This is a genomic window from Paenarthrobacter sp. PAE-2, from assembly GCF_026013155.1.
Classification (GTDB): domain Bacteria; phylum Actinomycetota; class Actinomycetes; order Actinomycetales; family Micrococcaceae; genus Arthrobacter; species Arthrobacter ureafaciens.
On sequence record NZ_JAPDNV010000004.1, the window covers coordinates 163423 to 176500 of the forward strand.

The 13078-nt window shown below is 64.1% G+C and carries 12 protein-coding genes; 6 read left to right on the plus strand and 6 right to left on the minus strand.

Going from position 1 to position 13078, the window contains the following annotated elements; all coding sequences use genetic code 11:
- Position 1 precedes the first annotated feature (1 nt).
- Entirely contained in the window at positions 2-1204 is a 1203-nt protein-coding gene (locus OCL88_RS03915) for an MFS transporter (RefSeq protein WP_264961691.1), read from the minus strand.
- Positions 1205-1336: 132 nt separating this feature from the next.
- On the opposite strand from OCL88_RS03915, the gene OCL88_RS03920 reads away from it, so the two are divergent.
- Complete coding sequence (locus OCL88_RS03920) at positions 1337-1771, plus strand: (deoxy)nucleoside triphosphate pyrophosphohydrolase (protein ID WP_264961692.1); 435 nt, start codon at positions 1337-1339, stop codon at positions 1769-1771.
- A gap of 38 nt (positions 1772-1809) precedes the next feature.
- On the opposite strand, the gene OCL88_RS03925 is transcribed toward OCL88_RS03920, so the two are convergent.
- On the minus strand, positions 1810-2901 hold the full coding sequence (locus OCL88_RS03925; protein WP_264961693.1) for an Rv2578c family radical SAM protein: 1092 nt from the start codon (positions 2899-2901) through the stop codon (positions 1810-1812).
- A 75-nt stretch (positions 2902-2976) separates the two neighbouring features.
- Here OCL88_RS03925 and pcp point away from each other — a divergent pair, with 75 nt between their 5' ends.
- Positions 2977-3618 (plus strand): pyroglutamyl-peptidase I, encoded by a 642-nt coding sequence (pcp, locus tag OCL88_RS03930; RefSeq protein ID WP_264961694.1) that lies wholly within the window; start codon positions 2977-2979, stop codon positions 3616-3618.
- A gap of 3 nt (positions 3619-3621) precedes the next feature.
- Here pcp and OCL88_RS03935 read toward each other — a convergent pair whose 3' ends face one another.
- Positions 3622-4254, minus strand: a complete 633-nt coding sequence (locus tag OCL88_RS03935) for an SIMPL domain-containing protein (protein WP_264961695.1) — start codon at positions 4252-4254, stop codon at positions 3622-3624.
- Entirely contained in the window at positions 4251-4694 is a 444-nt protein-coding gene (locus tag OCL88_RS03940; RefSeq protein WP_264961696.1) for a hypothetical protein, read from the minus strand. Before OCL88_RS03940 ends, OCL88_RS03935 begins: the two co-directional genes overlap by 4 nt.
- A gap of 162 nt (positions 4695-4856) precedes the next feature.
- Between OCL88_RS03940 and pheS the strand changes: the two genes are divergently transcribed.
- Together pheS and pheT are read left to right on the plus strand one after the other, a co-directional pair.
- Positions 4857-5918, plus strand: coding sequence for a phenylalanine--tRNA ligase subunit alpha (pheS, locus tag OCL88_RS03945; protein WP_062096013.1), 1062 nt, complete (start codon positions 4857-4859; stop codon positions 5916-5918).
- Positions 5919-5920: 2 nt separating this feature from the next.
- The gene (gene pheT, locus OCL88_RS03950; RefSeq protein ID WP_264961697.1) at positions 5921-8464 is read left to right on the plus strand and encodes a phenylalanine--tRNA ligase subunit beta; all 2544 of its coding nucleotides are present in this window, start codon (positions 5921-5923) and stop codon (positions 8462-8464) included.
- Between the two features lie 104 nt (positions 8465-8568).
- On the opposite strand, the gene OCL88_RS03955 is transcribed toward pheT, so the two are convergent.
- Both OCL88_RS03955 and OCL88_RS03960 read right to left on the minus strand, forming a co-directional pair.
- Entirely contained in the window at positions 8569-9534 is a 966-nt protein-coding gene (locus tag OCL88_RS03955) for a quinone oxidoreductase family protein (protein WP_193591616.1), read from the minus strand.
- An 85-nt stretch (positions 9535-9619) separates the two neighbouring features.
- Positions 9620-10708 carry a fatty acid desaturase family protein gene (locus tag OCL88_RS03960; RefSeq protein WP_264961698.1) on the minus strand — a complete coding sequence of 363 codons (1089 nt, stop codon included), beginning with the start codon at positions 10706-10708 and terminating at the stop codon, positions 9620-9622.
- A 163-nt stretch (positions 10709-10871) separates the two neighbouring features.
- On the opposite strand from OCL88_RS03960, the gene argC reads away from it, so the two are divergent.
- Both argC and argJ read left to right on the plus strand, forming a co-directional pair.
- Positions 10872-11915: an N-acetyl-gamma-glutamyl-phosphate reductase gene (gene argC / locus OCL88_RS03965; RefSeq protein WP_264961699.1), complete on the plus strand. Its 1044-nt coding sequence runs from the start codon at positions 10872-10874 to the stop codon at positions 11913-11915.
- Positions 11912-13078 (plus strand): bifunctional glutamate N-acetyltransferase/amino-acid acetyltransferase ArgJ, encoded by a 1167-nt coding sequence (argJ, locus tag OCL88_RS03970; RefSeq protein WP_264961700.1) that lies wholly within the window; start codon positions 11912-11914, stop codon positions 13076-13078. The genes argC and argJ overlap by 4 nt, the downstream gene beginning before the upstream one ends.

The following is a 13078-nucleotide window of genomic DNA, read 5'->3' on the forward strand; positions in this document are numbered from 1 at the left end:
CTCAGGCCAGGGGCTTCCTGCGTTCCACGAGCCCGCTGATCACGGCTACGCCCAGGCCGAGAACGGCGAGCACTGCACCGACCAGCGCCGGTGCCACGTAGCCCCATCCCCAGGCAATGACTGTGCCGCCCAGGAAAGCCCCCAGGGCGTTGGCGATGTTGAGCGCGGAATGGTTCAAAGAGGACGCCAGGGAAGCCGCGCCGGGGGCGGCGTCGAGGAGCCGCGTCTGCAGGGCGGGAGTCAGCATGGAGCCGATGCCACCGACGACGAAGGCCATGAGGAACGCGGACCAGGCCCAGTTGGCCGCAATCGCGTAGACCACCAAGGCAACAGCAATGCCCGGCATTACAAAGTAGATGGTGCCCATGACGGAACGGTCGGCGATGCGTCCGCCGATGATGTTGCCCACCACCATGCCCACGCCATACAGGGCGACGACTGCGGGTATGAAGTTCTCCGGTATGCCTGCGACGCTGGTCATGGTGTGGGCGATATAGGTGTAGACGGCAAAGAACCCGCCGAAACCGATGATGCCGATCAGCAGTGCCAGCCAGACTTGCAGCCGCTTGAGGGCGCCGAGTTCGCGGCGGATGCTCGCCTCCGGATGGACGGGTTCGAAGGGCACGAATTTCCAAACCATCGCCACCGTGCCGAGGCCGATGGCGCCCACGATGACGAACAGCAGCCGCCACCCGAACGTCTGACCAACCCACGTGGCCAGCGGGACGCCGATGACGTTGGAGACGGTCAGCCCGGCCATGACCATGGAAATCGCCCAGCCGCGCTTGGTGGGCGCCACGAGGCTCGCGGCAATCACGGCAGCGACGCCGAAGAAGGCGCCGTGGGGCAGGCCCGAGGCGAAGCGGGACACCAGCATGAGCCCGTAGTCGGGAGCGATGAAGGATGTCAGGTTGGCCACCGACAGGAACAGCATGAGACCCAGGGCCAGGTGCTTCCTTGGCAGTTTGGCGCCGAAAGCTGCAAAGACCGGCGCTCCAACGACCACACCAAGGGCGTAGGCGGAGATCAGGTTGCCGGCCTCCGGGGTGCTGATCCCAAGTCCTTCTTCCACTTCCTTCAGCAGGCCCATCATGGCGAACTCGGTGGTGCCAATGGCGAATCCGCCCATGGCCAGCGACAATATGGCCAGCCCGAGGTGACGCTTGGCGGATCGCTGGACGGGTGGAGACACGGTTGTAGTCATGAGCCTGCTTCTTGAGGTGCCTTGGGGGCCTGGGAGAGTGGAGAAAGTCCAGAGTCAAGCTTAATGCTCCGGAGGGTTTGCAGTCGTGTTATGTGATAATCCCCATGGCCCCGGCCACCCTAGACTGGTGCGGTGACTGTAATGATCAACGTCGTTGGGGCGGCCGTCGTCGACTCCTTGGAAAAACCCTCCAGGCTTTTGGCCGCCCGGCGTACAGCGCCGCCTAAATTCGCCGGGATGTGGGAGTTCCCCGGCGGAAAAGTCGAGGCGGGCGAATCCGCTGAGGCTGCCCTGCATCGCGAACTAGGCGAGGAACTGGGCATCACAGTGCGTCTTGGCCGTGAAGTGGAATCCGGCAGTCCATCCGGCTGGCCACTGAACGAGCATGCGGTGATGAGGGTCTGGTTCGCGGAAGTGTCAGAGGGGGAGCCGCAACCGCTCGAGGATCATGACGAGCTCCGCTGGGTGCGTCTTGACGGGCACGGGGAGCTCATGGAACTTCCATGGATCCCCGCAGATTTGCCCATTGTGCAGGCCTTGCTGGACCGGGTCGCAGCGGCGGGCTAGCCACGGCGCAGGCGGGGTTGTCTGCAAAAACTGGCGTTCTAGAACAGCGGCTGTTGGTCCGGAGTGTGTGCAGCCTGATGCTCGGCATCAGTGCGGCTGGAAACCGCCGGTTTGGCGTTCCGGTGACTGAATCCGGACGTGCCCTTGAATCCGTACTTCGCCTTGAAGTAATTGATCCGGCCGGACAACCACACCCGGTAGTCTTTCGGGGCGTAAGCGCCTTGACCGTAGAGGCGGCGGTAGCGGCCCACCAGCTCCGGATGGTTGGCGGCGAGCCATTTCAGATACCACTCGCGGGTGCCTGGCTTGAGGTAGAGGGCGCCGGCTGTGACCCCTGTGGCACCGGCAGCCGCCAGTTCCGAAAAAAGCGAGTCGAGTGCTTCATCGGAGTCGGTCAGCCATGGAAGGATCGGCATCGCCATGACGCCGCAGCCCAGGCCGGCGTCGCGCAGCCTTGCTATGAGCTTAAGGCGTGCCCGGGGCGACGGCGTTCCAGGCTCCATCAGTTCGGCGAGGTCCGGGTTGGTCATTGCGAGCGAGATCCCGAGGTCCACGGGAACCTGGGTGGCTGCATGCTTGAGGAGGGGAATGTCCCTTGCCAGGAGGGTGCCCTTGGTCAGAATCGAGAACGGCGTACCGGAGTCGGCCAGGGCACGGATAATTCCCGGCATCAACGCGTACCGGCCCTCGGCACGCTGGTAGGGGTCGGTGTTGGTCCCCAGCGCAACCTGATGCCGCTGCCATGACGGCTTCGCCAACTCCTTGCGCAGCACCTCTGCTGCGTTGATCTTCACCACCACTTGGGAATCAAAGTCCCGGCCGGAGTCGAAATCCAGGTAGGTGTGGGTCTTGCGGGCAAAGCAATAAACGCAGGCGTGGCTGCAGCCACGGTAAGGATTGACGGTCCATTCGAAGGGCATGTTTGAACCGGACGGCACCTTGTTGAGCACTGACTTGGCGGTGACCTCGTGGAAGGTGACTCCGGAGAATTCGGGTGTTGAGATGGAACGCACCAGCCCGGCCAGTGGGAGGAGGGCATCCGTGACCGGGGCAGGGCCTGGAGTTCCGCCTTCACTGTTTCCGGACAAGCCGTCACTGGTAGGTGAAAGTGCTTGTGCGTTCCATCTCATGGGTTCAATTCGAAGGTATGTTCGAATTTAAGTCAAGCGTCCTCAGGAGGATCCCCGGGTTGCTACTGTTGCCCCATGATCCTCCTGACCGGGTTCGAACCCTTTGGCGGCGATTCCGTGAATCCTTCCTGGCCGGCAGTAGAGGGCGCGGCTGCGATGCTGCGCGGCGACGGCCTTGATGTTGAGACTCTGGAGTTGCCGTGCGTGTTCGGTGAATCAGCACGCGTCCTGGAGGAAACCATCGACGCGATCCGCCCCCGGATTGTCGTGGCCGTAGGACTGGCCGGAGGCCGTTCGCGGATGTCCCTTGAACGCGTGGCCATCAACGTCGATGACGCGCGAAAACCTGACAACCAAGGGAACAGGCCCATCGACCAGGACATAGTCCAGGGTGGACCGGCCGCATACTTCACCACCTTGCCCATCAAAGCGGCCCTGCGGAACCTGCAGATTGAGGGCATCAGGGCGGAGGTCTCGCAGACGGCCGGGACCTACGTCTGCAACCACGTGTTCTACTCGCTCATGAAGACGGCGGCAGGGAAGACCGGAATCCGGGCGGGCTTTGTCCATGTGCCCTACCTGCCGGAGCAGGTACCTACCGGAAGCAGCGTCCCCACCATGGCCCTGGATGACATGGTGCGGGGGATTTCCGCGGTTGTCCGCACTGCCCTGCAAACCACGGTTGATGAGCAGTTTGCTGCCGGGGCGATCCACTAAGCCTTAGCCGGCGACCAACTCCCATTCCACCCTGACACTTGCGGACACCGACGATGTGCCGGCTTCCACGGGCAGTGCCTCGGCAGCGTAGGCGCGTACCAGCCCGCCCACCGGGACCGGTGCCCCGGCCGGTGCCTGCTCTGAAACGGAGATGACCCCGCCGAGCTCAGCTCCCGCCAGTCGTGCGTAGCGCTGTGCTTTGGCCAAGGCATCGGACCAGGCAGCTTCCTGCGCTGAAGCGATCAGGCCTGACGCATCGGCGAAGCCCTGTTCAAGGCCGTTGATCCTGATGGCGTCGCCGCCTGCGGCAACCGCAGAAGCGATGACGGCGGGAGCGCTTGATGGTGAGCGAAGGCCCACGTGCAGGGTCGCCGTGGCTACGTAGCCCGTCACCTTCTGTCCCTGGCCTTCGGCCCACACCGAATCCGCGCGAAGATTGAGTCCGCTCGTGCGCACATCGGCCTCCAGTACCCCCTCGGACCGCAATGCTGCGGCAACAGCGGTGGCGGCAGCTCCGGCGTCGGAATAGGCCCTTTCTGCCGTGTCACGGCGGGCCTCGACACCGAGCGTCAATGTCACGGTGTCCGGAGTTGCCGAAGCACTTCCCGTTCCCGTTACCGTCATGGTGCGTTTCATGCTGCCTCAATTCCTTCTCCGGCATGCCGGTTTTGGCCAGGAGGGCTGATGTAGCCGCCGGCCTCAAGTCCGGCCTGGCGTTCGAAGATATTGGCCAGGCCCGGGTTGCCCGTACGCAGTACGGACCAGCAGGCAGCCGCCCCGTAGAAGACCAGGAAGGGCAGGCCCAGGCAGTAGGCGTACTGGGTGCTGTGACGTTCCTCGTGGCCAAGCAACACTTCGTTGCGGCCGGCTACGTCGCGACCAGCCCTGTAGAGAACGACGTTCCCCATGGTGAAAGCCCCCGCCTTGGGAAGCTTCCATCCATAGTCGGAAGCGATGATCAGTCCGCGTGGACCGGGACGCCGCGGCGACTTGGACGCGACCGCTACCATCAGGCCCAGCGGCGTGCTGAGATTGACGACGTTCGCGATCTGGCGCAGGCGCTGCCCGGGAGTCATGAAGCCATGCTAACCCCGGGCCTTGCCCGGCAGCAGGGCAAAGACCGGCAAGGCGGAGCGGTTCAACTAGACTGGAAGGCGGTGTTCGCCACGCGGCGTCCACCACCGTTTGTCCTGCAGCCGCCACGCCGGCCGCTTCCGACTCGTAGCTAAGAACAGTAGATGACTGACACTTTGCCAGGCGCCGCCGTCCCGAACCCTCTGGACGAAGCCGCCATCACCGCTGCCGTTGAGGACGCCCTAGCAGCCATTGCCGGCGCAACCTCCCTCGAAGAACTCAAGGCCGTCCGCCTCGCGCACACCGGCGAGAAGTCGCCGCTCAGCCTTGCCAACCGCGAAATCGGCGGCTTGGCGAAGGAACACAAAGCGGCCGCCGGCAAGCTGCTGGGCTCCTCCCGGGGTCGCGTCAACCAGGCGCTCGCAGCCCGCAACGAGGTCCTCGAAGCGGAGAATGACGCCCGCATCCTGGTGGAAGAGACAGTAGACGTCACCGCCGCTCCGCGCCGCCGTCGCGCAGGCGCCCGCCATCCTCTGTCCACGCTGCAGGACCGCGTCTCGGACATCTTCGTCGGGATGGGCTGGGAAATCGCCGAAGGTCCGGAGGTGGAGTCCGAGTGGTTCAACTTCGACGCCCTGAACTTCAAGCCGGACCACCCTGCCCGCGAAATGCAGGACACGTTCTTCGTGGAGCCGCCGGAGGCGCATCTCCTCATGCGCACCCACACCTCACCGGTGCAGGTGCGTTCCATGCTGGAGCGCGAGGTTCCCATCTACGTGCTGTGCCCCGGGAAAGTGTTCCGGACCGACGAGCTCGATGCCACCCACACGCCGGTGTTCCACCAGTTCGAGGGCCTGGCCATCGACAAGAACCTCAGCATGGCGGACTTGCGCGGAACCCTGGAGCACTTCGCCCGGCAGATGTTCGGCGACGAAGCTTCCATCCGCCTGCGCCCCAACTACTTCCCCTTCACGGAGCCTTCGGCGGAGCTGGACATCTGGCACCCGGGCGCGAAGGGCGGCCCGCAATGGATTGAGTGGGGCGGCTGCGGCATGGTCAATCCCAATGTCCTCCGGGCAGCGGGCATCGATCCGGAAGTCTATTCAGGTTTTGCCTTCGGCATGGGCATCGAGCGCACGCTCATGTTCCGCAACGAGGTTGGCGACATGCGCGACATGATCGAAGGCGACGTACGTTTCAGCGAGCACTTCGGGATGGAGATCTAACAGTGCGTATCCCACTTTCCTGGTTGCGCGAGTTCGCACAGGTACCGGCCGATGCTACGGCCGAAGACGTCATGGCTGACCTGGTCAAGGTCGGCTTCGAAGAAGAAGAGGTCCACCGGCCCACGGACACCCTGAAGGGACCGGTCGTCGTCGGGCAGGTGCTCAGCCTGGTCAAGGAACCGCAGAGCAACGGCAAGACCATCAACTGGTGCCAGGTTCGCGTCGTTCCCGAAGGGCAGGAACAGACCGTCACCGGCAAGGGCATCGATCCCTCCGGCGTCCAGGGCATTGTTTGCGGCGCGCACAACTTTGTGGAGGGGGACAAGGTTGTTGTGACCCTGCCGGGCGCCGTGCTGCCCGGGGACTTCCACATCTCTGCCCGCAAGACCTACGGTCACATGTCTGCTGGAATGATCGCTTCGGTCCGCGAGCTGGGTATCGGCGACGACCACGACGGCATCCTGGTGCTTTCCCGGATCGGTTTGGACCCGGAAATCGGAACCGACGCAATGGAACTGCTCGGCCTGTACGACCAAGCAGCGGAAATCAACGTCACTCCCGACCGCGGTTATGCCTTTTCCATCCGAGGAGTGGCCCGCGAATACGCCCACGCCACGGGTACCGCCTTCACGGATCCGGCATCCAGGGTCAACGCACCTGCCGGGCTCCAAGGCGGATACGGCGTCAAGCTCAACGACGACGCTCCGATCTACGGCAAGCCCGGCTGCGACCGTTTCGTCGCCAGGACTGTCCGGGGTGTGGACCCGACGCGTCCCACGCCGCCGTGGATGTCATCCCGGCTTCGTCTGGCCGGTATCCGCAGCATCTCCCTGCCAGTGGATATCTCCAACTACGTCATGTTGGAACTCGGCCAGCCGAACCACTGCTATGACTTGGACAAGCTGTCCGGTGACGTCGTCGTGCGCCGCGCCGTGGCCGGTGAGAAGATCACCACGCTCGATGACAAGGAGCGGACCCTCCACCCCGAGGATCTGCTGATCACCGATGATTCCGGTGCGATCGGCATTGCCGGCGTCATGGGCGGTGCGCACACCGAGGTATCGGATTCCACCACCAGCATCCTGGTGGAAGCGGCACACTTCGACGAAGTTTCGATTGCCCGTTCCCGCCGGCGGCACAAGCTGCCGTCCGAGGCTTCCAAGCGCTTCGAACGCGGGGTGGACTGGCACGTGGCCGACGTCGCAGCCCAGCGCGTCGTGGACCTGCTCGTGGAACTGGCCGGTGGCACCGCTGACCAGGCGGGTACCGACGTCGGAACGGCGCCGGACGCCGTCACCATCGATCTGCCTGCCGACTACGCCTCGAAGCGGATCGGCATCGATTTCACGGAGGAGCAGGTCACGACGTCCCTCGTTGACCTCGGTGCCACCGTGGAAAAGAACGACGGCGGCTACCGGGTGACCGCTCCAAGCTGGCGCCACGACCTCGAAACCAAGGAAGACCTGTCCGAGGAAGTCGCCCGCCTGGTCGGTTATGACAACATTCCCGCCACCTTGCCCGTGGCACCTCCGGGCCGTGGCCTGAGCCGGACCCAGCAGCAGAAACGTCGCGTAGTGCAGGCCCTGGCCGATGCAGGCCTGACTGAGGTTCTGTCCTACCCGTTCGTCTCCAAGGCCGCCAACGATACCTTCGGGGTAGCCGAGGAAGGCGCCGAACGGCCGGCACTGAAGCTCGCCAACCCGATCAGCGAAGAGCAGGGTTTCCTTCGCACGTCGATCCTGCCGGGACTGATCGAAGTCGCACGCCGGAACCACTCGCGGGGCTTCCGCGACGTAGCGTTGTACGAGGCCGGTTCGGTGTTCTTGCCGGAAGGGAAAATCGGTACCGAAAGCATCCCGCCGTTGGGCGTCAGGCCTGCGGATGAGGTTCTGGAGGGATTGTTCGACGGCGTTCCGCACCAGCCGCTGCACATCGCGGCGGTTCTGACCGGCCATGATTCGCCGGCTGCCGCGACGCACACGCCGCGTGCCTGGGACTGGGCCGATGCCTTGGATGTTGCGCGACTGATTGCCGACGTCCTTGGGGTTGAGCTGGTAGTCAGCCAGGGCAGCCACCAGGCCTTCCACCCGGGCCGGGCTGCCCGCCTGGCACTGCGCAACGGTGACGTCGTGGGCTACGCCGGCGAACTGCACCCCAAGCTTTTGGCCGCCCACGACATGCCTGCGCGCTCCGTGGCGATGGAGATCAACGTCGAAGCGCTCTTTGAGGCTGCTGCTGACGTGATCGTCGCCAAGCACATCTCGGGCTTCCCCGTGGCCACCCAGGATGTGGCCTTGGTGGTCCCGCAGGATGTGCCCGCCGATGACGTCCTTGCCGCGCTCCGGGAGGGCGCAGGAGTGCTGCTGGAAGACGTGGCACTGTTCGATGTCTACTCGGGACCGGGAATCGAAGAGGGTAAGAAGTCTTTGGCCTTCGGACTGCGCTTCCGCGCGGATGACCGCACCCTGACGGCGGACGAAGCTTCAGAGGCCCGGTCAGCTGCGGTGGCTGTTGCTTCCGAACGCTGTGGAGCCGTCCAGCGCTAGCAGTGCTGGCAGGGAAGTGAAAGGCCCTGACAACCGTTCCCTCATGGATTCGGTTGTCAGGGCCTTTCGTCGCCTTGGGGGTCTGCGTGCATTCCCGGTCGCGGCTAGGGGAGGAGCAGCACCTTGCCGGTGGTCTTCCGGCCTTCCAGATCCCTGTGGGCCTGGGCTGCTTCTGCCAGCGGGTAGGTGGCGCCGACCCTGACGGACAACGTGCCGTTGGCGGCGGCGTCGAAAATTTCTGCGGCCCGCCAGCGCCGTTCGTGGGCGTTCTGGACAAAGTGGCCCATCGTGGGACGCGTCAGGGAGAGCGAACCTCCGGCGTTGAGCCGCTGGGGATCGAACGGTGGAACGGGCCCGGAAGCCGCTCCGAACAGCACCATGGCGCCGCGGATCCGCAGGCTTCTCAGGGAATCGTCGAAAGTGTCCTTGCCGACGCCGTCGTACACCACATTCACGCCCTCGCCGTCGGTGAGTTCCCGTACCTTGTCCGCAAAACCCTCGTAGCGCAGGACCTCATCGGCTCCCGCAAGCCGGGAAAGTTCGGCTTTTTCGTCCGAAGAAACGGTGGTGATGACCCTGGCTCCGCGTGCCTTCAGCAGCTGGGTCAGCAGGAGCCCGACGCCACCGGCGCCTGCGTGGAGCAAAACGGTGTGTCCCGGTTCCACCCGGAATGACGAGTTCATGAGGTAGTGGGCAGTGATGCCTTGGAGCGGCAAAGCGGCTGCGGTGTGGTCATCAACCCCGGCCGGGACAGGCAGGGCCTTATCGACATCCACTACGGCGTACTCGGCGTAGGTCTTGGTTGCTTCCGCGGTGGCTACCCTGTCGCCAACAGCAAAATCTTCGACGCCTTCGCCCACCGCTTCAATGGTCCCGGCGGCTTCTGCGCCGGGAGTGAAAGGGTATTGAACCTTGTAGATCCCGCTGCGCTGGTAGGTCTCGATGAAGTTGACGCCGGCCGCCGCGACCTTGATCAGCAGCTGGCCTGCGCCTGGGACGGGAGGTTCGACTGAAGCGTACTCGAGGACTTCAGGTCCTCCCGGTTGGTTGGCAACAATGGCGTGCGACATGGTGGCTCCTCACTCCGGGACGGTCCTTCCGGTGCCCGGTTCCAGGTTCCATCCTAGGGACGGAGGGGACGCGACCGCGAAATTCCTAGCGTCGTCCGTGAGTTGAAGCCACCGGGCAATCAAAGCCGCGCCCGGCAGCCAGGCCTACCTCGTTCAGGTACCTGACCACTATTCCGTATGACTGGGCGAGCGATGTTTCCGTGTAGGGGATGGCGTGCTTGGCGCAGAAGGCACGCACTATGCCTGCTGCCTGATGCAGGTGCGGGCGGGCCATGTCCGGGAACAAATGGTGCTCAACCTGCCTGTTGAGGCCGCCGAGGAGGAAGTCCATGAAGCGGCCGCCGGAGATGTTGCGCGAGGTCAGGATCTGGCGATTGAGGAAGTCCACGCGGCTGTCCTTGGGAAGGACCGGCATGCCCTTGTGGTTCGGGGCGAACGAGGCACCCATGTAGAAGCCGTACACCATGATTTGCACGCCCAGGAAGGCGAACGCCATTCCTATGGGCAGGAACGTGAATGCCAGAACCGGGAGGGCGGCAAGCCGCGCTACGAGGATGGGCGTCTCTACCCAACGGTGACGTACTTTCTGCCTGCCGAAAACAAAGCGAAGGGAGTCAAACTGCAGGCTCAAGCCGAGGAGCGTCAGTAACGGGAAGAAGAACCAGCCCTGCTTCTTGGTAAGGAAAGCCAAGCGGCCCTTGCGTTCGGCTGCGGCGTCTTCGTAGAACACCAAGGCGTTGTTCCGGATGTCTGGGTCCTTGGAAATGACGTTGGGGTGATTGTGGTGGGCGCCGTGCTTTTGTTCCCACCAGGAGTAACTGATGCCTGCAACACCGGTGGCCAAAAGGCGGGCGGACCAGTCGTTGGCGCGCCGCGAAGCAAAGATCTGCTTGTGACCTGCCTCGTGGGCCAGGAAGCTCAGCTGCGTGCACAGGATTCCCACGGCCGCAGCGATGAGGAGCTGGTACCAGGAGTCGCCGATCAGTGCGAAGCCCAGCCAAGTACCGGCCATGAGAAGTACCAGGGCAACGAAGACCCAGATGTAGAAGCCGCTACGGCGCTCGAGGAGTCCGGCTGCCTTGACGCTCTTGAGGAGCTCTGAGTAGCTCTGGACGACGGGATTTGGTTGAATTGCGCGAGCTTTGGGGCGCTCAGCGGTGGACGTGGGTGACATGAATGTGCCCCGTATCGCTAACGGGCAACGCTGCAGCCGACGTTCGGACTGCACGGTCTGGATCACCCTCCATCAAGCATACCGGCAATGTCCTAACAAACACGACCTTTTTGGCATGCATAAATATCGAACCCAATGAATACTTTTGCTGTATCATGGGCTCATGACTATTTCTGTTGCCGTCTCCGGTGCCAGTGGCTATGCCGGGGGAGAAGTGCTGCGTTTGCTGGCCAACCATCCCAACGTCACCATCGGCGCCATTACGGCGCACAGCAACGCCGGTTCCAGACTAGGTGAGTTGCAGCCGCATCTCCATGGGCTGGCCAGCCGGATCCTGGAAGACACCACCGTGGAGAACCTGGCGGGGCATGACGTCGTTTTCCTCGCCCTTCCACACGGTGCCTCCGCGGAGATTGCCGCGCAACTGCCGGAAGGAACGCTGGTCATCGACGCCGGAGCGGACCATCGCTTGCAGGACGCCGCCGCGTGGGAAAAGTTCTACGGATCCGCGCATGCCGGTACCTGGCCTTATGGCCTGCCTGAGCTCCCGGGTCAGCGCGAAGCGCTGAAGGGCGCAACGCGGATCGCCGTCCCCGGCTGCTACCCGACGTCGTCGCTGCTGGCGTTGGCGCCCGGCTTCGCAAATAACCTCCTCCTGACGGACGACGTCGTCATTGTCTCCGCGTCCGGAACCTCCGGCGCCGGGAAGGCAGCGAAGGTGAACCTCATTGGTTCCGAGGTCATGGGCTCCATGAGCCCGTACGGGGTGGGCGGCGGACACCGCCACACGCCGGAAATCGAACAGGGACTCAGCAATGCTGCAGGCGAACCCGTGACGGTGTCCTTCACGCCGACGCTGGCGCCCATGAGCCGCGGCATTCTCACGACGGCCACCGCGAAAGTTCGGGCGCAGGCAGGACGCAGCGTGACCGCGTCCGAATTGCGCCAGGCATGGGCCGACGCCTACGACGACGAGCCGTTCGTTCACCTTCTGCCGGAAGGGCAATGGCCTGCTACCAAGTCCGTGCAGGGCTCCAACCACGCCGTCATGCAGTTGGCCTACGATGCCCACACCGGCAGGGTAATCGTCACCTGCGCCATCGACAACCTCACCAAGGGAACTGCCGGCGGCGCCGTGCAGTCCATGAACATTGCCCTCGGCCTGGATGAAACCGCCGGCCTGAACCTGCAGGGAGTTGCACCGTGACCATTACCGCACCCAAGGGATTCCGCGCCTCAGGAATCAAAGCCGGCATCAAGGCCTCAGGCAATCCGGACCTGGCACTCGTTGTCAACGACGGCCCGCAGAAGGCAGCGGCGGCCGTCTTCACGTCCAACCGTGTTGCCGCGGCCCCCGTGCATTGGTCGCGTCAGGTTGTCACGGACGGCCGCGTTGACGCCGTCGTCCTGAATTCCGGCGGCGCGAACGCCTGCACGGGTCCCCAGGGGTTCCAGAACACCCACGCCACTGCGGAGAAAGTGGCCGAGGTGCTGGGAGTCTCAGCTTCCGACGTCGTGGTTTGTTCCACCGGCCTGATCGGCGAGCAGCTCCCCATGGACAAGATCCTCCCGGGCGTCGAAGCTGCAGCCAAAGAGCTGAGCGAGGACGGCGGCAGCGCCGCGGCCACCGCGATCATGACCACGGACAGCGTCTCCAAGGAAGCCGTGTTCACGGGCAAGGATGCAGAGGGCAAGTCCTTCACGGTGGGCGGCATCGCCAAAGGTGCCGGCATGCTCGCACCGGGCCTGGCCACCATGCTGGTGGTCCTCACCACCGACGCCGAGGTGCCGGCGAACGAACTCGACGTCGTCCTCCGCGACGCCACGCGCGTCACCTTCGACCGTGCCGATTCCGATGGCTGCATGTCCACCAACGACACCGTGGTATTGCTTGCATCAGGAGCGTCGGAAGCGCTGCCCTCTGCCGAACTGCTCAGCGAAGCCGTCACCAGCGTGTGCGCCGACCTCGCCCGCAAGCTGATCGGGGATGCCGAAGGCGCCAGCCACGACATCGCCATCCGCACCTTCAATGCAGCCAGCGAACGCGACGCTGAAATCGTCAGCCGGGCTGTGGCCCGCTCCAACCTGTTCAAGGCCGCCATTTTCGGCAAGGACCCCAACTGGGGCCGTGTCTTGTCCGCAGTGGGCACCACTGATGCCGTCTTCGAAGCAGACCAGCTGAACGTGTCCATGAACGGCGTCCAGATCTGCCGTAACGGCGCCATTGGTGATGACCGCAACCTCGTGGACCTGGAACCACGTGAAGTGCGGGTGGACATCGACCTCCAGGCAGGCGACGCCGAGGCCACCATCTGGACCAACGACCTCACGCACGACTACGTGCACGAGAACAGCGCGTACTCGAGCTAA